Origin of the sequence: Streptacidiphilus jeojiense (assembly GCF_000719095.1) — a bacterium.
GTDB lineage: Bacteria > Actinomycetota > Actinomycetes > Streptomycetales > Streptomycetaceae > Streptacidiphilus > Streptacidiphilus jeojiensis.
In genome coordinates this window covers 74,914-95,264 of record NZ_JOEH01000024.1, presented here as the reverse complement: position 1 = coordinate 95,264, position 20,351 = coordinate 74,914, and the positions used below count along the sequence as shown (strand labels likewise).

Annotated in this window: 19 protein-coding genes; 7 read left to right on the top strand and 12 right to left on the bottom strand. The window is 70.4% G+C overall.

The annotated features are described in order from the left end of the window. Nucleotides 1–107 precede the first annotated feature (107 nt). Entirely contained in the window at nucleotides 108–518 is a 411-nt protein-coding gene (locus IF29_RS0129425; protein WP_030261213.1) for a hypothetical protein, read from the top strand. A gap of 11 nt (nucleotides 519–529) precedes the next feature. Here the strand turns inward: IF29_RS0129425 and IF29_RS0129420 are convergent, their stop codons facing one another. From IF29_RS0129420 to IF29_RS0129400, 5 genes are all read right to left on the bottom strand, one after another. Further along, entirely contained in the window at nucleotides 530–1,222 is a 693-nt protein-coding gene (locus tag IF29_RS0129420; RefSeq protein WP_030261211.1) for a demethylmenaquinone methyltransferase, read from the bottom strand. Between the two features lie 31 nt (nucleotides 1,223–1,253). Then, nucleotides 1,254–1,664 carry an imidazolonepropionase-like domain-containing protein gene (locus IF29_RS0129415; protein WP_030261209.1) on the bottom strand — a complete coding sequence of 137 codons (411 nt, stop codon included), beginning with the start codon at nucleotides 1,662–1,664 and terminating at the stop codon, nucleotides 1,254–1,256. Nucleotides 1,665–1,673: 9 nt separating this feature from the next. Then, nucleotides 1,674–2,909 (bottom strand): cyclic dehypoxanthinyl futalosine synthase, encoded by a 1,236-nt coding sequence (gene mqnC, locus IF29_RS0129410; protein WP_232242647.1) that lies wholly within the window; start codon nucleotides 2,907–2,909, stop codon nucleotides 1,674–1,676. 67 nt (nucleotides 2,910–2,976) lie between these two features. Beyond that, on the bottom strand, nucleotides 2,977–4,710 hold the full coding sequence (locus IF29_RS0129405; protein WP_030261204.1) for a serine/threonine-protein kinase: 1,734 nt from the start codon (nucleotides 4,708–4,710) through the stop codon (nucleotides 2,977–2,979). A 34-nt stretch (nucleotides 4,711–4,744) separates the two neighbouring features. Further along, nucleotides 4,745–5,605 (bottom strand): menaquinone biosynthetic enzyme MqnA/MqnD family protein, encoded by an 861-nt coding sequence (locus IF29_RS0129400; RefSeq protein WP_030261202.1) that lies wholly within the window; start codon nucleotides 5,603–5,605, stop codon nucleotides 4,745–4,747. A gap of 289 nt (nucleotides 5,606–5,894) precedes the next feature. Between IF29_RS0129400 and IF29_RS0129395 the strand changes: the two genes are divergently transcribed. After that, entirely contained in the window at nucleotides 5,895–6,098 is a 204-nt protein-coding gene (locus IF29_RS0129395; protein WP_030261200.1) for a cold-shock protein, read from the top strand. A gap of 177 nt (nucleotides 6,099–6,275) precedes the next feature. On the opposite strand, the gene IF29_RS0129390 is transcribed toward IF29_RS0129395, so the two are convergent. After that, entirely contained in the window at nucleotides 6,276–7,526 is a 1,251-nt protein-coding gene (locus IF29_RS0129390; protein ID WP_232242646.1) for a PucR-like N-terminal domain-containing protein, read from the bottom strand. A 661-nt stretch (nucleotides 7,527–8,187) separates the two neighbouring features. On the opposite strand from IF29_RS0129390, the gene IF29_RS45330 reads away from it, so the two are divergent. Continuing rightward, nucleotides 8,188–8,865: a DUF3515 domain-containing protein gene (locus IF29_RS45330; protein ID WP_157623987.1), complete on the top strand. Its 678-nt coding sequence runs from the start codon at nucleotides 8,188–8,190 to the stop codon at nucleotides 8,863–8,865. Between the two features lie 590 nt (nucleotides 8,866–9,455). Further along, nucleotides 9,456–10,007, top strand: coding sequence for a hypothetical protein (locus tag IF29_RS46335; RefSeq protein ID WP_157623986.1), 552 nt, complete (start codon nucleotides 9,456–9,458; stop codon nucleotides 10,005–10,007). A gap of 638 nt (nucleotides 10,008–10,645) precedes the next feature. Here IF29_RS46335 and IF29_RS0129375 read toward each other — a convergent pair. Then, a complete protein-coding gene (locus tag IF29_RS0129375; protein WP_030261191.1) occupies nucleotides 10,646–11,992 on the bottom strand; it encodes a dicarboxylate/amino acid:cation symporter in 1,347 nt (448 codons plus the stop codon). 492 nt (nucleotides 11,993–12,484) lie between these two features. Here IF29_RS0129375 and IF29_RS0129365 point away from each other — a divergent pair, with 492 nt between their 5' ends. Next, the gene (locus IF29_RS0129365; protein ID WP_084715173.1) at nucleotides 12,485–13,774 is read left to right on the top strand and encodes an MFS transporter; all 1,290 of its coding nucleotides are present in this window, start codon (nucleotides 12,485–12,487) and stop codon (nucleotides 13,772–13,774) included. Here IF29_RS0129365 and thpR read toward each other — a convergent pair. Beyond that, complete coding sequence (gene thpR / locus IF29_RS0129360; protein ID WP_030261185.1) at nucleotides 13,714–14,310, bottom strand: RNA 2',3'-cyclic phosphodiesterase; 597 nt, start codon at nucleotides 14,308–14,310, stop codon at nucleotides 13,714–13,716. The genes IF29_RS0129365 and thpR overlap by 61 nt on opposite strands. Nucleotides 14,311–14,368: 58 nt before the next feature. Between thpR and IF29_RS0129355 the strand changes: the two genes are divergently transcribed. Next, nucleotides 14,369–14,887, top strand: a complete 519-nt coding sequence (locus tag IF29_RS0129355; RefSeq protein WP_030261183.1) for a GNAT family N-acetyltransferase — start codon at nucleotides 14,369–14,371, stop codon at nucleotides 14,885–14,887. Between the two features lie 124 nt (nucleotides 14,888–15,011). Here IF29_RS0129355 and IF29_RS0129350 read toward each other — a convergent pair whose 3' ends face one another. The 4 genes from IF29_RS0129350 to IF29_RS0129335 all read right to left on the bottom strand — a co-directional run bounded on the left by IF29_RS0129350 (nucleotide 15,012) and on the right by IF29_RS0129335 (nucleotide 19,796). After that, nucleotides 15,012–16,382: an MFS transporter gene (locus IF29_RS0129350; protein ID WP_030261181.1), complete on the bottom strand. Its 1,371-nt coding sequence runs from the start codon at nucleotides 16,380–16,382 to the stop codon at nucleotides 15,012–15,014. 174 nt (nucleotides 16,383–16,556) lie between these two features. Further along, nucleotides 16,557–16,991: a MarR family winged helix-turn-helix transcriptional regulator gene (locus tag IF29_RS0129345; protein ID WP_030261178.1), complete on the bottom strand. Its 435-nt coding sequence runs from the start codon at nucleotides 16,989–16,991 to the stop codon at nucleotides 16,557–16,559. A gap of 58 nt (nucleotides 16,992–17,049) precedes the next feature. After that, nucleotides 17,050–18,177 (bottom strand): DUF4190 domain-containing protein, encoded by a 1,128-nt coding sequence (locus tag IF29_RS0129340; protein ID WP_198037586.1) that lies wholly within the window; start codon nucleotides 18,175–18,177, stop codon nucleotides 17,050–17,052. A gap of 197 nt (nucleotides 18,178–18,374) precedes the next feature. Then, complete coding sequence (locus tag IF29_RS0129335; RefSeq protein WP_030261173.1) at nucleotides 18,375–19,796, bottom strand: NCS2 family permease; 1,422 nt, start codon at nucleotides 19,794–19,796, stop codon at nucleotides 18,375–18,377. A 238-nt stretch (nucleotides 19,797–20,034) separates the two neighbouring features. Between IF29_RS0129335 and IF29_RS0129330 the strand changes: the two genes are divergently transcribed. Beyond that, nucleotides 20,035–20,337 (top strand): DUF2530 domain-containing protein, encoded by a 303-nt coding sequence (locus IF29_RS0129330; RefSeq protein ID WP_030261172.1) that lies wholly within the window; start codon nucleotides 20,035–20,037, stop codon nucleotides 20,335–20,337. Nucleotides 20,338–20,351 lie beyond the last annotated feature (14 nt).

The window sequence follows — 20,351 nt, the reverse complement described above, 5'->3', positions numbered from 1 at the left end:
GACCCGCGTCGGGCCACTCCGCAGTCTATGTCTGATCACCTACGCTGATCCGGATCCACCACCAGACGACCACACGACCACAGCACCAGGGGCGGCAGGAGCAGGCCATGCACATCGGAGTCATCGGGCACAGCGACCTCTCGGAGATCACCGAGATGCTGGTCCGCGGCGAGCTCTGGAAGCTGGTGACCGGGTATCAGACCTACGGCCTGGTCGGCGTCAGCCCGCTGGGCCCGGGCGCGGAGAGCTGGTTCGCCGCCGCGGTGCTGGAGCACGGGGGCACCCTGGAGGTGCTCGGCGCCCCCGCTCCCTCGCCGCTGCTGCGCCAGGCCCGCGCAGTGCACCGGCTGGCCCCGGGGCTCGACCCGATCGACGCGCTGCTCGGCCTGGTCGAGGAACTCGTCGCGGTCTGGGACGGCAGCCAGGACGGCCGGATCTCCGAGGCGGTCGCCCGCGCCGAGGCCCAGGGCATCTATGTGCACCGCGTCTGGCCGGAGGGCTCGGCGCACAGCGGCTGACGGCCCTCGGCTCAGCCCCGGATCCCCCGGTGCAGTGCCACGATCCCGCCGGTCAGGTTGCGCCAGGCCACCTTGGACCAGCCGGCCTGCTGCAGCAGTGCGGCGAGCGCCGGCTGGTCCGGCCAGGCGCGGATCGAGTCGGCGAGGTAGACGTAGGCGTCCGGGTTGCTGCTGACGGCGGTGGCCACCGGCGGCAGCGCGCGCATCAGGTACTCCGAGTAGACGGTGCGGAACGGCGCCCAGACCGGGTGGCTGAACTCGCAGATGACGACCCGGCCGCCGGGCCTGGTGACCCGCAGCAGCTCGCGCAGGGCGGCGTCGGTGTCCTGGACGTTGCGCAGCCCGAAGGAGATGGTGACGGCGTCGAACACGCCGTCCGCGAACGGCAGCCGGGTGGCGTCCCCCGCGGTGAGCGGCAGTTCCGGGTGGCGGCGCTTGCCCTCCCGCAGCATCCCGAGCGAGAAGTCGCAGGGCACGACCGTCGCACCGGCCTCGGCGAAGGGCAGCGAGGAGGTCGCCGTGCCGGCCGCGAGGTCGAGCACCCGCTCACCGGGCCTGGCGTCGACCGCACGGGCCACCGCCTTGCGCCACAGCCGGGTCTGGCCCAGCGAGAGCACGTCGTTGGTGATGTCGTACTTGGCCGCGACGTCGTCGAACATGGAGGCGACTTCGTGCGGCTGCTTGTCCAGGGAGGCTCGGGTCACGGTCCCCATTGTTCACCCACCGGTCCGGTGCTCAGGCACGGCGGTGGACGAGTCGCCCGCCGAGGACGGTGGCCAGGCAGTCACCGGCGGCGCTGAACACCGCCAGGTCGGCCCGGCCGCCCACGGCCAGGGTGGGGGTGCGGCCGTCGGTGGCCAGACCGTTGCGGTGGGCGGCGGCGCGCAGTTCGGGGTCGGCGAAGGCGGCGGGCTCGGCCGCGGTCGCGCCGGCGCGAAGTAGGGCGTACACCCGTTCCCGCGCGCTGGGCGCGTCCGGCAGCGCACCCTGGTGCAGCGCGCCGGGCGTGACGGTTCCGTCCCAGCGCCGCACCCTGGCCTGCGGATAGGCGGCCTCCAGCTCCGCCGCCGGACCGAGGGCGGCGATGCGCTCGCCGTCCACGGCCACGGCGGTGCCGTCGTCACTGCCTACGTGCAGAGTGAGCAAGGCGCGGCGTCAGTTGGCGTTGAGGAGCTTCAGCTCCGGGTGCGCCGTGCCGCCGCTGATCGCGGTGGAGGCGATGTGCGAGTAGGCGTGGTCGTTGACCGGGTCGTTCGCCGGGTCGTCGTGGACCACGATGTGCTCGTAGGTGGTGGCGCGCTGGGCGGGGACGCGTCCGGCCGAGCGGATCAGGTTGATCAGCTCCATCCGGTTGGACCGGTGCTTGGCCCCGGCCGAGGAGACCACGTTCTCCTCCAGCATCACCGAGCCCAGGTCGTCCGCCCCGTAGTGCAGCGTCAGCTGGCCCATCTCCTTGCCGACGGTCAGCCAGGAGCCCTGGATGTGGGCGATGTTGTCGAGGAACAGCCGGGCCACCGCGATCAGCCGCAGGTACTCGAACAGCGTCGCCTGGGTACGGCCCTTGAGGTGGTTGTTCTCTGGCTGGTAGGTGTACGGGATGAACGCGCGGAAGCCGCCGGTGCGGTCCTGCACGTCGCGGATCATGCGCAGGTGCTCGATCCGCTCGGCGTTGGTCTCGCCGGTGCCCATCAGCATGGTGGAGGTGGACTCGACGCCCAGGTTGTGGGCGATCTCCATGATCTCCAGCCAGCGCTCGCCCGACTCCTTGAGCGGCGCGATGGCCTTGCGGGGGCGCTCGGGCAGCAGCTCCGCGCCGGCGCCCGCGAAGGAGTCCAGCCCGGCGGCGTGGATCCGGCGGATCGCCTCCTCGGCGGTGACCCCGGAGATCCGCGACATGTGCTCGACCTCGGAGGCGCCGAGGGAGTGGATCACCAGCTGCGGGAAGTCCTTCTTGATCGCGGAGAAGGCCCGCTCGTAGTACTCCACGCCGTAGTCGGGGTGGTGGCCGCCCTGGAACATGATCTGGGTACCGCCCAGCTCGACGGTCTCCGCGCAGCGGCGCAGGATCTCCTCCAGGTCCCGCGACCAGCCCTTCTCCACGTCCTTGGGCGGGGCGTAGAAGGCGCAGAACTTGCAGGCCGTGACGCACACATTGGTGTAGTTGATGTTGCGTTCGATGATGTACGTCGCGATGTGCTCGGTGCCGGCGTAGCGGCGGCGGCGTGCGGCGTCGGCGGCTGCGCCGAGGGCGTGCAGGGGGGCGCGGCGGTAGATCTCCAGCGCCTCCTCCGGGGTGATACGCCCCCCGGCCGCGGCGCGGTCGAGGACTGCCTGCAGATCCGTCTCCTGGGGCTGGGCGGTCTCGAGCACCTCGGCGTCCTCTCTCGTCACTGCTTGTCTCATCACTGCTGCGGTCCGACACGTCCATACGGTCGCCGCCCAGACTACGCCAGCGCCCCTACCCCGCCTTGTGCAAGTCGCCGCTGGGCGTCCCGCTGCCTGCGCCGTTGTCCTGGTAGTGCAGCGTGCCGTCGGGGTTGAGGGTGAAGACCTGGGTGTCGGAGGCGGCCGAGCAACTGCCCGTACTGCTGCCCGGCAGCAGCCGGTCCTTGAAGGTGATCGAGGACGCGGTGGACGACACCAGCCGGTCGCCGCCCAGGCAGGACAGGCCGGCCAGTCCGGTCACGGTGGTGATGCTGGTGGTGTTCTCGGCCCCGACCGGCCCCGGCCGGATGGCGATCGCATAGGGCTCGCTGAGCAGGCCGTCGGAGGTGACCAGCGTCCCGGTCCAGGTGCCCAGGAAGACGGCCGGAACGGCGTTGGGGCTGCTCGGACCTGGGGACGGGGCGGCCGGCGGGGTCGGGCCGGCGGCGGTGGGGGTCTCGGTGGCGGAGGCCGAGGTGGTGACGGAGGCCGTGCTGGAAGGGGAGGTGGAAGGCGTGGTGGACGCGGTGGTCGTCGTCGTCACCGTGCCGGTCCCGAGGGAGCCTCCGGTGCTCCCGGTACCGCCGTTGTTGCGCAGCAGCAGCGGGACCAGCACCGCGGCGAGCACCACCAGCAGCACCACACCGCCGACCAGCACCGGCGTCCGGCCGCGACCGGACTGCGGGGGTGGCGGCGGTGGCTGCTGCCGAGTGGGTGGTGCCGCCATGGGAGGAGTGTCCGAGACGGACGCCGCCCCCACTCCGGCTCCTGTCCCTGCTCCTGCTCCCGTTCCCGCCCCCGTTCCCGGCACCGGTGTGGCATCCATCACCGGCGCAGGGCCGAATCCCCCGGGCACCGGCGTGACGGCCTCCCCCACCGTCTCCAGGTCCAGCAGCTCGGCCGTCCGCCGCCCCACCGAGGCGACCAGCAGCGGTGGCAGCCAGCCGTCGGACGGGCCGACCCCGCCCAGTACCGTCCGCAGTTCCTCCAGGCTCGGGCGATCCCCCGGCTCCTTCGCCAGGCAACGCTCCACCGCGGCGCGCAGCGGCCCGTCCGGGAACCCCTCCAGCCGCGGCGCCTCGTGCAGCACCCGGTACAGCAGCAGCACCGGCGAGGTCCCGCTGTCGCCGAAGGGTCCGGCGCCCGTCGTCGCGAAGGCCAGCACCCCGCCCAGCGCGAAGACGTCGCTCGCGGGTCCCGCCGCCTCCCCCGCGCCCTGCTCCGGTGACATGTAGCCGGGCGAGCCGACCACGTACCCGGACCGGGTCAGCGCCGTCGCCGCGTCCAGGGCCCGGGCGATCCCGAAGTCGATCAGCCGCGGCCCGTCCAGGGTGAGCAGCACGTTGGACGGCTTCAGGTCGCGGTGCACCAGCCCGGTGGCGTGGACCGCGGCCAGCGAGTCGGCGAGCCCGACCCCCAGCATCCGCACCGAGTCCTCCGGCAGCACCCCGAAGTCCCGTACCGCGACGTCCAGTCCGGGGCCGGGGACGTACCCGGTGGCCACCCAGGGCTGTTCGCTCTCGGTGTCGGCGTCCAGCACCGGCGCGGTCCAGACCCCTCCGACCCGGCGCGCCGCCGCGACCTCCTGGCGGAAGCGGGCCCGGAAGTCGGTGTCGTCGGCCAGGTCGGTCCGCACCAGCTTCACCGCGACGGTGCGGCCCCCCGCCGTCCGGCCCAGGTAGACCCGGCCCATGCCGCCCGCACCGAGCCGCCCCAGCAGCCGGTACGCCCCGATCTGTCGCGGATCTCCCGCCCCCAACGGTTCCATGACTGGCCATCATGTCCGCCGGAGCGACGGCCTGTCAGCCGTCCAGCAGGATCACGTCCTCCGTACTCGCGCCGATCCGGCGGGCGAACTCCCGCATCCCCTCCAACTGCCGGTCCCCGAAGGAGAAGTCCAGCGCCTCGGCGAAGTAGCGGCGCAGCAGCTCCTCGTCGAACAGCTCCCAGCGGGCGGTCTGCTCGGCGACCTTGTCGACCTCCTCCATGGACAGGTCGCGCGAGGCCAGGAACGCGCGCCGCACCTCGCGCACCAGCTCCGGCTCGCGCTCCAGGAAGTCCCTGCGGGCGGCCCAGACCGCGAAGACGAAGGGCAGCCCGGTCCAGTCCTTCCACATCGCGCCCAGGTCGTGGACGTCGAGGCCGAGCCGCGGTCCGTCGAACATGGTGGCGCGCAGCGCGGCGTCGCCGATCAGCACGGCGGCGTCGGCCTCCTGCATCATCAGCGCCAGGTCGGGCGGGCAGCTGTAGTAGTCGGGCTGCACCCCGTACTGCTCGGCCAGCAGCAGCTGCGCCAGCCGCACCGAGGTGCGGCTGGTCGAACCGAGGGCGACCTTGCGACCGTCGAGCTGGTCCAGCGGCACCTGGCTGACGATCACGCAGGACAGCACCGGGCCGTCACTGCCCACCGCGATGTCCGGCATGACGACCAGCTGGTCGGCGTTGCGCAGGTATTCCACGCAGGTGATCGGGGAGATGTCCAGGTCGCCGGCGACCAGGGCGTCGCTGAGCCGCTCGGGGGTGTCCTTGCTGAGGTCCAGGTCGAGCAGGCTGCCGGTACGGGCCAGACCCCAGTAGATGGGGACGCAGTTCAGGAACTGGATGTGCCCGACCCGGGGCCGCACGCGACGGTGGTCGCTGCCGTTCCCGGTGGGTCCGTCCACACGCTCGGAGTTGTCGGGGTCGCCGTCACGCTCGGTGTATGTATCCACACCCAGCACAGTAGTCCGGGAGGTGAGATCGTCCCTGGCCGGGCCCGGAACCGCGTGCTAGGGTTTTCCGCAGTTGCAGTTTGATTTCCCATGCAGTACTCGAGCCTGCGGAGCATGTGACCGCGGGCTTCTGTCGTTTTCAGAAGCTTTGTCACAGAAGTACCTGAAGCGGGGCGATCAGCGCAGCGGACCGGGCGCCACGAGGTGTGGCGTCCTTTACGTCCCTCGCAAGGAGAACGGTATGGCGACCGGAACCGTCAAGTGGTTCAACGCCGAGAAGGGCTTCGGCTTCATCGCCCAGGACGGCGGCGGCCCCGACGTCTTCGTCCACTACTCCGCCATCAACGCGAACGGCTTCCGCTCGCTTGAGGAGAACCAGACCGTGGAGTTCGACGTCACGCAGGGTCCGAAGGGCCCGCAGGCGGAGAACGTCACCGCGATCTGAATCCCATCCACTGATCACCCGCTCCTGATCATCCAAGATCGGGCCGCACGATCGCCCGGTGGCTAGTACAGCACCACCCAAGAGGGCCCGCGCCGCTGCAGCGACGACGGGCCCTCTGCCTGTCCTGTTCTGTTCTGTTCTACCTGCCCGTCACACGGGGGCGAGCTCCCGCGAAGGTCAGCGCGCCTGCAGCCGCCGACCGCGCAGCGCCAGCTCGATCTCGAAGCGGGCGTCCGGATCCGACAGCGCCTCCCCGAACAGCTCGTCGATGCCGCGCATCCGCTGCCGCACCGTCTGCGGGTGCAGGCCCAGCCGCGCGGCGACCTCCGGAGCGCTGCCGCTGGACGTCTCCAACCACGCCAGCAGCGTCTCCTCCAGCCGCTCCCTGCGCTTCCCGGTCAACCCCTCCAGCGGCGCCAGCCGACGCGCCGCCAGCAGCTTGACCAGGTCCTCGTCGCCCAGCAGCAGGACCGACGACAGCTGGTTGTCGCAGTGCACCAGTCCCGGTTCCGCGTCCGCGGGCAGCCGCGCGGCCACGGTACGGGCCCAGCGCAGCGACTGCGCCGCCTGCACGACCGGGACCGCCGGCCCCAGCACCGCCGTACGGTCGGCCAGGACCGCGGCCAACTGCTCGACCCTGCCCGGCAGCTCGGGATCGGCGAGGAACAGGCAGGGCTCCTGGCCCTGCCCCTCCAGGTCGGCGAGCACCGACGGCATGGTCCGCAGCCCGGCGGCCGCGCCGAGCAGCCCGTCCGTGCGCAGCGCCACCGCGGCGATCCGCTCCGGCAGCGGGTACCGGGCCGCCCGCGAGCACTCCGTCAGCACCGGTTCGGCCGCGCCGCCGACCAGCAGCTGCACCAGCCTCCGCCGGGCCCGTCGCAGCGTGCCGGCCGCGTCCGCGCGCGCCTCGGCGTAGCCCTCGACCGAGGCCGCGGCCATCTCGTCGATGTGGGCGAAGATCGCCTCCGCGAGCGCCGTCATCGCCACCGCCGGCACCCCGGCCCGACGCGCCAGCCGGGCGTACCGACGCCACGCCAGCCTGGCCCCCAGCCGGTAGGCCGCCTGCAACGCGTCCAGGCTGCGCCCCTCGCGCCACTCACCGCGTCCCAGCGCCCGGTACACCTGGAGCGATTCCTCCGGGCAGGCACGATCGTCCGCGACCAACTCGGCGAACTGCGCCACGGCCCGCGCCGCGCCCTGCTGGATTCCCACCCCGAACCGGCCGTCCAGCGGCCTCGCGTACTCGGGAATCTGACGGCGTATCTCCTGCACGATCTCCGGCACCAGCCGCACATTCTCGGCCCTGATCAGCGCCGAAAGCCCGGACGGCAACGCCGCCCACGGACGCGCCTGCATGTACGCCCGGGCCTGTGCCTGAGGCTGGCTCAGGCGCCGGACAGGCCCCTGGAGCTGGGTCGAAACGGCCATCAAACCTCCTGCGTCGGTCCGGAATACCTGCCGATGCAGCAATTTCGATAATTGCCAGCAATCGATGGCAGCTTCCGGAGAATCACATCCCCCGACGTGAAGAATCTGCGCACAATTTCATGCAGCAATGCCAAACAATGATGCCTGAGACGCAGTATCTGTCCCTTGTTACCGGAGTGTCAACGTTGAAAAGCGGATGAGGATCACCCGGATAGGACGGGGAGCCGGCCCCCACCGCCGGGGGCGGCACCCGCAGGTGGCTTACATGGCACCACCGCTGCCGCCCGCCCCCGCCCGTGGCTTGTTGCTGCTGCTCGCTGCGCTCGCGGCGACAGGAGCAGGGAGGGTGCGGGCTCTCGCCGTTGCCGGGCGGCGGGGCAGTTGGTGGTGCGACCGAAGAAGCGATTCTCCAGATAGGTGCCCTCTACACTTTGGGTCACTTCTCGTACATGGGGTCACTTGATCTACGCGAATGCCCGGATATATCCGACATCTCCGTACGACGAGTGACCCCTTGTACGAGAAGTGACCCGAGTTCAGACGACTCGACCCGCCGCACGCCCCCCGGCCCGCCCGGCACGCCCCCGCCACGGGCCTACGGCGCCCAACCGGGGCACCCCCTCCCGTAGTTGGCCGCTTTCGGGGCGGAGCCCCGGAGACGGTGGGTGCGATCGCGGCCCGGCGAATGCCGTTGCAGGCCGAGCGCGAAACCCTGGACGGACCGGGCCAGGGCGCGTGCGAGTGCGCGAACCGCGATGGCTATGGTCTCCAGATGCCCCCAACGGACCCGGATCCTCACCGCAAGCGGCACCTCCGGCACATCGGTCGCCCGTTCGGGCTACTCCTTATCGGCGCCACCACCGGGCTCTGCTCGGCATGCTCGGGTTCAGCGGATGTCCGCCCCGCGTTCCCGCCTCCGGTCGGCCGGCAGACCGCTGAATGCGCCGCCCTTCAAGCGGCGCTCCCACAGGACTTCGGCGGCCAGCAGCGCAGATCCGTTTCGCCGAGGAGCACGACCACGGCAGCCTGGGGATCACCCGCGATCACACTGCGCTGCGGCGTGACCATCCCAGCAGTGATCAACCCAGCCAGCGGCAACAAGTACAACGCGCTGGCCGCCTCCTGGGACGTCGGCGGCCTCTGCTGGCTCCCGGAGGCGCTTCCCGGTGGTGGCGAGAAGTACACCACCGTCAAACAGGACGTCTACGTCGAAATCTCGATCCCGGGTTCCTACTTCAACCGGAGAACCGTGATGCCGAACCCGTTGACCTCGATCACCGACCTCGTGAGCCGAGCAGATCCCCGGAACCCCGAGAAGGTGTTCGACTGTGCGGACTAGCCCCGCGGTGGGCGGCAGTCCTGGCCCCAGCTCGACTGCTGAGGCCAGGAGCCAGGGGCCGGACTGAGACTGTCCTTCTCCGGCTCCTCCTGGGACTGGGCATGAACGTCGTACTGGTACGTTCCCCCACCTGGTCGAGGTCCAAGGCGCGCGCAGGTCCAGGGAGACTGCCTCGACCATCATCGACAAGATGGTGGGTCCACCGGCCGAATCCGAATGCGTCCACATGGCCGTCATGCGCCTGGATCCGACTGCGCAGCTCCACTACTAGTATTCGGCCACGACACGCATGACAGCGCATGCGGAAACCCCCGCTGGCGAGTAGACGAATTTTGCCAAACCATTGCCGGACCGATTCACCCCTTTATGCGCGCGATGCAATGCGGCGAACGCGGAGAAAAGCCACGAGCATGCCGAACCCCGGCAAATCAATGATTATGCCAGCTGGATCCCGGCATGGAATGCATTCGGGGTCGGCAAATTTCATGATCCGCAATAGTGCCTTATTGCTCGCCCGATGAGACTGTGATGTACTCCCGATGCCGAACCGCTGCATGATGCACACGCATCTGATCCTTCCGGGAGAAGCGATGAAATTGCGACTGATCGCACTGCTGCCCACCGTGATTGCCGCTACGTTCACTCTGCCCCTGTCCACTGCGGCAGCCCAAACGAGCGACACGATTACCGCCGCATCAGGGACGCCTACCGGCTGGACGCTCATGGACCATGTCTGCACGGTGATCGGCGACGACACCGTCACCCAGGCCGTCGTCTGCTCCGATCTCTACAAGGACCAGTACGGCGAGGCAGTTCCCGCCGTGGAGGCCATGTGTCAGGATATCGGTTCGCCAACATATTTCCCGCAGTGCGCGAACATATCGCTCGCTTCAACGGGACTGAGGCTGTACACGACGGGACCCGTCCTCGAGGAGGAAAATCCGTATGCCATCAGCTGCGGACATGACCTGACAAACATGTGTCCTGCCAATGATCGGGAAATATGGACCTTCACTCCATATGCGGTTGCATCCGACCAATGGACCGTGGTGAAGGCGAGCACGGTGAAAATTCAGCTACCCGGGACAGGGCAAATCAAAACGCTCAACCAGGACCTCGGATCTGGACACTGGGCACCTTAGCGCTGATTGCGCAGACCTGCCGTCGGATCACCAGTCAGAGATAACGCTTGAAACCCCGGCGCCACCACTGGTTCCGGGGGTCGTGTTGGCTCAGGTCAGATCACGAAGTGACGAGCGACGGTTCCTCCGTCAGCGCGTTCCAGGTGGTTAAGAGTCTGACGAAGGCACCGAACTGATCCGACTACTCGCACGATCGCCGGTCGCGGTGCTTTCACGCACAGGCTCACGTGTCCTTGTCGTGTTCCGGTGCCCGGCGCTCCCTGGACGCCCCACGTCGGCGCCGCCACCTGATCGTCTCTCCCACAGTGCAGAGCAGGGCGAGAAAGGCGACCACCAACCATGCGTCGCCATGCGGTAGCCATACAGGCAGCATGCCCACCAGAGCGAACACAGCCGCATAGGCGGAGAACGCCAACAGCGGCCGCTTGAGGAAAAAGGCCAGGAACGGCCTCGTGGCCTCCGGTTCAGTGCCGCTGATCGAGACCTCCGACGTTGTGAGTTGCACTCGGGTGACACGACGGGATCGTAGGGCACCCTGATCACGCCTGACAGCCCACCGTCTTCACCGAAGCGACCCTGCACAGTCGTGGCCCCCGGCCCCGCTGCTGGGGTCGGGGGCCACGCCGGCTCGGGTCAGATCACACAGCTACGAGCGACGGCTCCTCCGCCGGCGCGTCCTCCTCGTCGAAGAGGGACTCCGCCTTGGCGCTGCTGAACTTCTCGCGGTCGAGGATGCCCTCGCGCGCGGCGACCAGGATCGGGACCACGGCCTGCCCGGCGACGTTGGTGGCCGTCCTCATCATGTCCAGGATCGGGTCGATGGCGATCAGCAGGCCGACTCCCTCCAGCGGGAGGCCGAGGGTGGAGAGGGTCAGGGTCAGCATGACGATGGCGCCGGTGAGGCCGGCCGTCGCGGCGGAGCCGATGACCGAGACGAAGGCGATCAGCAGGTAGTCGCCGATGCCGAGGTGGATGCCGTAGACCTGGGCCACGAAGATCGCCGCCAGCGACGGGTAGATCGCGGCGCAGCCGTCCATCTTGGTGGTGGCGCCGAACGGCACGGCGAACGAGGCGTACTCGCGCGGGACGCCGAGGTCGATGGTGACGCGACGGGTGACCGGCATGGTGCCGACGGAGGAGCGGGACACGAAGGCGAGCTGGATCGCGGGCCAGGCGCCCTTGAAGAAGTCCAGCGGGTTGACCTTGGCGACGAAGCGCAGCAGCAGCGAGTAGACGCCGAACAGCACGATGGCGCAGCCGACGTAGACGTCCGCGGTGAAGGTCGCCAGCGGCGAGAGCAGGCTCCAGCCGTAGACGGCGACGGACTTGCCGATCAGGCCGAGGGTGCCCAGCGGGGAGAGCCGGATGATCCACCACAGTGCGGTCTGCACCAGGTCGAGCACGGACTGGGTGAGCTTGAGGAAGGGCTCGCCCTTCTTCTCGCCGACCTTCAGCAGCGCGGCGCCGAAGACGATGCCCAGGAACACGATCTGAAGGACGTTCACCTGGACGAACGAGTCGACGATGTTGGTCGGGATCAGCCCGGTGAGGAAGTCGGTCCAGGAGGCGGTGACGTCGGTCAGCTTGGAGCCGTCGTGCGCGGTGAGCCCGGTGCCGTGGCCGGGGTTGGTGATGACGCCGATGAGCAGGCCGATGCTGACCGCGATCAGCGAGGTGATGGCGAACCACATCAGGGTCCGGGCGGCCAGCCTGGCTGCGTTGTTGACGGTCCGGAGGTTGGCGACCGAGATCACGATCGCGCTGAAGACCAGCGGCGGGACGGCCAGCTTCAGCAGCTGGACGAAGATGGTGCCGATCTGGGTGAGCGTGGTGGTGAGCCAGCTCACCTCGGCCTCACGGGCGACGAAGCCGAGGGCGACGCCCAGGCCCAGGCCGAGCAGGATCTGGGCCCAGAACGGGGTGCGGCGGATCCGACCGAGGAAGGATATGGACTGCGCGGACTCGGAGGTCTCGGGCGATGACATGGGTGGGAGCGCTCCAGTGCGGGGGCGGGGCGGCCGTGCGGCTCGGGACAGACGGTCTCGGGACAGGCGGTCTCGGAACAGGGGTGCCGGGGCGGGCCGTGGGTGGGACGGGAACGGACGGAGGCGGCGGCGCGCGGTCCTATCCGGCGAGCAGCGGACGGGACGGGCGCGACGCCCGCATACAGCCGCAGGCGAACGCGGATGCGGCACGCAGCCCCTGCATGCCGGCCGTGTCCACCGTGGCCCCGGCGCACGCGCGGGCAGCACGCAGCATCGTCGTGAGCCGGAGGCTCAGGACGTGGTGCGGGTGCGCGGCGGGGGCGTTCATGTAAGGGACCTTAGCATCAAAACTTTCTCTTACTCAAAGCCCTGCTTTGAGGTATGGACGGGAAGGACCCCGGATCGACCTGCAAGAGGCTTTTGCCCTGGGCGCAGTTATACGTATAACTTTGAGGAACGGAGCCATCCCCCTGCCCGAGGAGAACACCCGCTGTGGGCTACCTGACCGTCCTGCGCAGCCCCCGGGTCGCCCGGCTGCTACTGGGGACCCTCACCGGCCGGCTTCCCGCTGGGATGACCGTCGTCGCCATCGCGCTGGCCCTGCACGCCGCGGGTGCGCCCTACGCCAGGATCGGGCTGACCACCGCCGCGTACGCGGTCGCTGCCGCCGTCGGCGGTCCGGTGCTGGGTCGGCTGGTGGACCGGGCCGGGCAGCCGCGGGTGCTGCTGGTCTCCGCCTGCTTCGCCGCCTGCGGCTACGCCGCGCTGGCGGTCGCCCCCGGCAACCCCGCCGCCGCCCTGGCCGGCGCCGCGCTGGCCGGGCTCGCCATGCCGCCGCTGGAGCCGTGCCTGCGGTCGCTGTGGCCCGACATCGTCGCCCCGGCCGCGCTGGAGACCGCGTACGCGCTGGACTCCGCCGCCCAGCAGATCCTCTATGTCGCCGGGCCGCTGCTGGTGGCCGGGGTCGCCGCCTTCGGCAGCCCGTCGGTCGCGCTGTGGCTGGCAGCCGGGCTGGGGCTGCTCGGCACCGTGACCGTGGCGACCTCCGCACCGGCCCGCGCCTGGCGGGCACCGGTGCGCGTACCCGGCGCGGGCACCGGCTGGCTGGGGCCGCTGCGCTCCCCCGGGCTGGTACTGCTGCTGGTCGCCTTCGCCGGGACCGGCTGGGCCATCGGCGCGCAGAACATCCTCTTCGTCGCCTACGCCCAGGAGCACCCCGGCATCCCCGGCGGCGCCGGCGCCCTGCTCGCGCTGGCCGCGCTCGCCGGGCTGCTGGGCGCCCTCGGCTACGGCGCGGTCCGCTGGAAGGCGCCGACCTCCACCCGGACCTGGGCGCTGGCCGGCGGCATGGCGCTCTGCTACCTGCCGCTGCTGCTGGTGCCCGCCCCGGGGTGGATGGGGGTGGCGGCCTTCGTCTCCGGGCTGGGCCTCGCCCCGCTGCTCGCCGCCGCCTTCCTGCTGATCGCCGAGCTGGCACCGGCCGGGACCACCACCGAGGCGTTCGCCTGGCTGGTCACCCTGTTCGCGACCGGCAACGCCCTCGGCTCGGCCGTCTCCGGGGCGTTCGTCGGCGGATCGCTGCGCACCGCCGCGGTCATCGCCGTCGGCGGGATCACGGCAGGGGCGGTGCTGCTGCTGACCACCCGTCGGCTGCTGGTCCCGGCGGCGGTACCGGCCCTGCCGCCGGTACCGGCTGCCGACCACAAGGCGCCCGCTGCCGGCTACGACCCGTCGGCGACCGCCCCCGCCGAACCCAGGGCCCACTCGGCCACCGTCTCGTAGTGCGCGGCCCCGGTGCCCAGGTGACTGCGCATCAGCTTCAGCGAGGTGGCCGGCCACTCCGTTCCGGCGAAGTCGGCGAGCGCGCCGGCCAGTGCGGGCAGGCCCCTGCCCGCCGCCGTGGGCGGACCGCTGCGGCCGCCGGCCCGGGCCAGGGTGAGGTGGCCCCGGAACGGGCGCTCGTCAACATCGATGCCGGTGTCCCGGGCCGCCGTCGCGACCTCCTCCGCGAGCCGGCGCAGCGGCAGGGTGTCCCCCTGGACGCCGGCCCACAGCGCGCGTTCGCCGAAGCGGCCGCTGCCGGCCAGCCGTAGCCGGGGCGTCCGGGCGACGGTGGCCGCGGCGGCGTCCAGGCGGGCCCGCAGCGGCCCCAGGTCCTCGGCGTCGACCTGGCCGAGGAAGGCCAGGGTGAGGTGCCAGGTCGGCTCGCCGGTCCAGCGCAGGCCGGCTGCCTGCGGCAGCGCGTGCAGCGGCGCGACGGCGGCGGCCAGCTCGCGGACCGCCGCCGGGGGCGGCACGACAGCGGCGAAGAGTCTCATGCGGGCAGTCTCGGCCACGGCCTTCTCCCGGGAAAGGGCTGACGGGTACAAAGATCGTATGGAGATACGACTTGCTGGATCCGAAGACCTCCACCCCGTACTGAAGATCCTGGACGGGACGGTGGAGTGGCTGGTCGCCCAGGGCCGCACCGGCCAGTGGGGCACCGAGCCGTGGTCCACCCGTCCGGCCCTGGTGGACCGGATGGGCGGACGGATCGCCCGCGGTGAGGCCCGGGTCGCGGTGCTGGACGGGGAGGTCGTCGGCGTGGTCTCGGTGTCCGGCGAGGCCCAGCCCTATGTCCGCCCGGCCGGCGAACCGGAGCTGTACGTCAACCTGCTGGCGACCGAGCGCCGCTTCAAGGGCCGTCGGGTCGGCGGTGCGCTGCTGGACGCCGCGCGGGCGGAGGCCCTGCGCCAGGGCCTGCACCTGCTGCGGGTGGACTGCTACGCCGGGGACGACGGGAAGCTGGTGGCCTACTACCGCAGCCAGGGCTTCACCGAGGTGGAGCCGTTCGACGTCGCCCGGGAGGGGCTGCCCGACTGGCCGGGGATGCTGCTGGCGCAGCGGCTGGACTGAACCCGCGGGGACCGGACAGCCGCACCGGCCGCCGGGGCTGCGGATGGGGAACCTGTCCCGATTCGGTGGACAGATTCCCGATCCGCAGCGACGCCGCGCCGGCCCCATCCGGCCGGGCTCGGCCTCAGGCCGCCACGACGACCTTCGGCGCCTGCCGCGGCACGAAGGTGATCAGCTGGTGCTCCGGGCCGCGGTGCAGGTCCAGCTGGACCCGCAGATTGCCGATCCGGGCCAGCACCAGGCCGATCCCGGCCGCGGCGGCCGCCGAGACCAGACCGCAGGCCAGCAGCCCGATCCTGGGGCCGAACTGCTCGGTGACCCAGCCCACCAGCGGCGCGCCCAGCGGCGTTCCGCCCGCGAAGACCATCATGTAGAGGCTCATCACCCGGCCCCGCATCGCCGGGTCGGTACGCAGCTGGATCAGCGAGTTGGCCGCCGTGTTGGTGGTCATGCCGAACAGGCCGACCAGGGTCAGCAGCGCCGCGAAGATCCAGTACGACGGCGAGACCGCCGACACCGCCTCCAGCAGGCCGAAGACCAGCGCGGCGACCACCAGCAGCCGAAGCCGTGGCCTGCTGCGCCGGGCGGCCACCAGCGCGCCGGCCAGCGAGCCGACGGCCATCGCCGTGTTGAGCAGACCGTACAGCCCGGGTCCGACATGGAAGACCGAGTACGCGAACGCGGACAGGATGGTCGCGAAGTTGAACCCGAAGGTGCCGATGAAGCCGACCAGGACGATCGGCCAGATCAGGTCGGGGCGTCCGGCGACGTAGCGCAGCCCCTCCTTCAACTGCCCCTTCTCACGCGGCAGTCGCGGGGTGCGGTGCAGCTCGGAGGCGCGCATCGCGAGCAGGCCGAGGATGACCGCGCCGAAGGAGAGCGCGTTGACCGCGAAGGCGTAGCCGGCGCCGACCGCGGCCATCAGACCGCCGGCGACGGCCGGGCCGATCAGCCGGGCGGTCTGGAAGTTGGCGGCGTTCAGGCTGACGGCGTTGCCGAGGTCCTTCTTGCCGACCATCTCCACCACGAAGGTCTGCCGGGTCGGGTTGTCGACCACGGTCACCAGGCCGAGCAGGAAGGCGAAGAGGTAGATGTGCCAGACCTGGATGACGCCGGAGAGCGTCAGCGCGGCCAGCCCCACGGCCAGCAGTCCCATCGCGCCCTGGGTGGCGATGAGCAGCTGCCGCTTGGGGAAGCGGTCGGCGAGGACGCCGCCGAAGAGGCCGAACAGCAGCATGGGCAGGAACTGCATGGCGGTGGTGACGCCGACGGCGAAGGCGCTGCCGGTGATGCTGAGGACCAGCCAGTCCTGGGCGATGCGCTGGACCCAGGTGCCCGAGTTGGAGACGACCTGGCCGATGAAGAAGTACCGGTAGTTGCGGTTCTTCAGGGCGGAGAACATCCCGCTCTTCGCGGCCCTGTTCGCGGTGCCGGTACTGCCGGAGCCGGTGCGTTCGTCGGGGTCGTCGTCGACGGGGACGACGAGGGACTGCATCGGGGTCTCCTCGGCGGCGTCCGCCTCGGTGGCGAGGCTGACCGCGTTGGCGGTGGTGGTGCTGGTGCTGCTGATGTCAGTGGTACGGATGTTCGCTGTGGTGGCTCCGGTCTGTGCAGGCAATAGCTTGTCCCCTGGCTGGTAACGAATGATCAGGTTCTGTCGGATGCGGCGTCAGAGCTGTGCGAGGCGCTCCAGTACCGGAGCGGCGGCGCGCAGCACCGCCCACTCCTCCTCGCTGAGCTCCCCGGCGAGGTCGGCGAGCCACGCATCCCGCTTGGCCCGGCTCTGGTCGAGGATGCTCTCGGCCTGCTCGGTGCTGCTGACGACGACCTGTCGACGGTCGTCGGGGTGCGGCTCCCTCCGCACCAGGCCCTTCTCCTCCAGCATCGCGATGATCCGGGTCATCGACGGCGGCTGGACGTGCTCCTTGCGCGCCAGCTCGCCCGGGGACGCGCTGCCGCAGCGGGCGAGAGTCGCCAACACCTGCATCTCGGTGGGCGTCAGCGACTCCTCGACGCGCTGGTTGCGCAGGCGGCGGGAGAGTCGCATCACGGCGGACCGCAGCGTGCTGACCGCTGCGGCGTCGCTCTCGGAGAGCTCGGGCATGATTGTTAGGTTAACTCATTACCGAGCCTAAGTAAAATCTATTGCAGAGGGCACGTATTCAGCCGTGCAGGCCCAGGTTCATCCGTGCGGTCGCCAGGTCGCTGGAGAGGTCGGCCGCGTCCAGGGCCGCTATCGCAGAGGTCCATGCGGACTGGGTGTCCGCCGCGGCCAGCCGGTCGGCCTGCGCCGCCTGCTCCAGATCGTCCTTGGCCAGGGCCGCCGCGACGCCCTTCATGAAACTGCCGGTGAAGACGGTGGAGGAGGTGAGCTCACGGGCCTGGTCGCGATCGGCGTCGCCGAGCCGGGTGGCCAGGACCGTCCCGTCCGCCCACTGTGACGGGAGCGTGGCACGGACCTCGTCGGCCAGCATCAGCGCCGGATCGACCAGCTGCAGAAAGCTCTGCTGGACGGCGGTGTAGTGCGACGCCGACTGACGGAGGTCACCGGTGAGCTGACCGCTGTAGGGCGCCTTCAAGGCGCACCACGCCTGGGTGTCCCCGTCGTCCCAGGAGGACTGCTCCGGGTAGTAGGGAGTGATGGCGGCCACCTCGGTGACCCCGAGGGGGTCGGTGAACGCTGTGTACGCCGCGCGGATGCAGGCGATCCAGGCCCGCTGCCGGACGGCGTCGAGGCCCGGATAGGACGACGACCCACCGAGATCGATCTTTGCGATCAGCTGGCGGTCATGGACCCCGGCGCACGGGACCACGGGAACCAGCAGCGTGGTGGACCCCGCCGGCTGGTTGAAGCAGGTCCACGACGGGAGCTCGGACACCGGTCGGGCTCCGGAGCCGGACACCCCCGAGGCCACGACGTGGCCGGACTGGTAGAAAGCCGCCGCGGCGATCACCCCGCCCATGGCGGTCAGCAGCCACAGCCCGGAGAGCACCAGACCGGCGACGGCCAGGCCCTTGCCCCGCTGCCGGGTCCGGCCAATGCGGACCAGCGCGACTATGCCGAAGACCACGCCGGCGGGCACGACGGCGAAGAGGCCGAGCACGAATGAGGCTATCGCCTGCCCGTTCACCCCGGTGGGCTGCGGACGCGGAGGCACCTGCCAGGCGACGTCGCCCCAGTAGTACGGGGGCGGGGCGAAGCCGGGCGGCGGCTGCCCGGGGGCGTAGGGGTGCGTCGGCGGTAGAGGCTGTACGGGTTGTGCGGGTTGAACGGCCTGCGCGGGTTGCACAGCCGGCGCCGGCAATACCGGCGACGCCGGCGTCACTGCCGCATCCGGGGCCGGAGCGGGAGCGGATGCCGAGGTCGGCTCTTCTGGTTCAGTGGTCAACGAACCCCCCTTAGAGGCGGGCAGGTTATCGGATCACCGCATGCGCAGCGGCCCCCGCTCCCGGTATCGGGAACGGGGGCCGTGCGTACCTCCGGGGGCTACTGCCCCAGGCCGAGGGCCGGCATCAGGTAGTAGAAGGCGAAGACCGCCGCGACCACGTAGAGCGGGACGGGCACCTCGCGGACCCGGCCGGTGGCGATCTTTAGGATGCAGAAGACCAGGAACCCTATGCCGATCCCGTTGGTGATCGAGTAGGTGAACGGCATGATCACCATGGTCAGGAACGCCGGGACGGCGAGGGTGAAGTCGGACCAGTCGATGTCCCTGATCCCGTTGGAGAGGATCAGGAAGCCGACCACGACCAGCACCGGGGTGGCCGCCTGGGTCGGGACCATGGTCGCCAGCGGGGTGAGGAACAGCGCCACCACGAAGAACAGGCCGGTGACGACGGAGGCCAGGCCGGTACGGGCGCCCTCGCCGACGCCGGCGGTGGACTCCACGAAGCAGGTGTTGGCGGAGCTGGAGGTCGCGCCGCCGATGGCGGTGGCGATGCCGTCCACCATCAGCACCTTGTTCATGCCGGGCAGGTTGCCGTTGTCGTCCAGCAGGTGCGCCTCGTCGCTGACGCCGAGGATGGTGCCCATCGCGTCGAAGAAGCAGGACAGCAGCACCGTGAAGACGAAGAGGATCCCGGTGAGGATGCCCACCTGGTGGAAGCCGCCGAACAGGCTGACCTTGCCGATCAGGCCGAAGTCCGGGGTGGAGACGATGTGGTGCGGGATCTCCGGGACGGTCAGGCCCCAGTTGGCGGCCGGGATGTGCGCGGCCTTGTCCAGGATGACGGCCAGCACGGTGGCGGCGACGATGCTGATCAGGATGGCGCCGGGGACCTTGCGGGCCATCAGCACCAGGGTGAGCAGCGCGGCGACCACGAAGACCAGCACCGGCCAGCCGTTGAGGTGGCCGTCGTTGCCGAGCTGCAGCGGCACGGTGGTCTGAGCGGCGTCCGGGATGCGGGTGACGAAGCCGCCGTCGACCAGGCCGATCAGCGCGATGAACAGGCCGATGCCGATGGCGATGGACTTGCGCAGGCCCAGCGGGACGGCGTTCATCACCCGCTCACGCAGCCCGGTGGCGACCAGCAGCATGATCGCCAGACCGGCCAGCACCACCATGCCCATGGCGTCGGGCCAGCTCATCTTGGGGGCGAGCTGCAGCGCGACGATGCTGTTGGTGCCCAGACCGGCGGCCAGCGCCAGCGGGATGTTGCCGATGACACCCATCAGCAGGGTGGTGAACGCCGCGGTGATCACGGTCGCGGTGACCAGCTGACCACCGTTCAGGTGGTGGCCGAACTTGTCCGTGGCCGAGGACAGGATGATCGGGTTCAACACGATGATGTACGCCATCGTGAAGAAGGTCGCGGCACCGCCGCGGATCTCCCGGGCGAAGGACGAGCCTCGCTCGCTGACCTTGAAGAAGCGGTCGACGGCGTTGGCCGGGGGGGCCACGGATGACATGCGCTGTTCCTTTTGCAAGTGCTGAACTCAGCAGCGGAGCGGATGACTCAGCAGGTGCTGATCGATCAAAGTCGGAGTACGAAACGTCAAGAAGACTCGCCGTTCGATCCGGAATGGCCAGTATGAATTGCATAAACCGATGTGGCCATCTGCGCGCGTAGACTGTACTTTCCTCCAAAGATCGGCCGAACGGGGGTGTCATCCGTCCCCCGTGACGGCCCCCCGTACGCTTGTCCCCGTGAAGACGACCAAGCTGCCCTCGGCACCGCCCATGGAGGCCAACGACGTCGCCATCGTGACCGGTGGCACCGTGGTGTGGCTGGTCGGCTTCGTCGTGCTGCTGCCGTTCCACGGCTGGCTCTCGGACCACGGCGACACCAAGTGGCTGTGGACCTGCCTGGCCGGCTTCGGCCTCGGGCTGATCGGCATCTGGTACTGCCGCGCCCGCCGCGACGCGATCCGGCGCTCGCAGGCGGCCGGGGCGGCCGCAGGATCCGACGGCGCCGGCGGCGCCGCGGCGGAGGCTTCCCGGGCGGAGTAGGTCCGGCGGCGTCG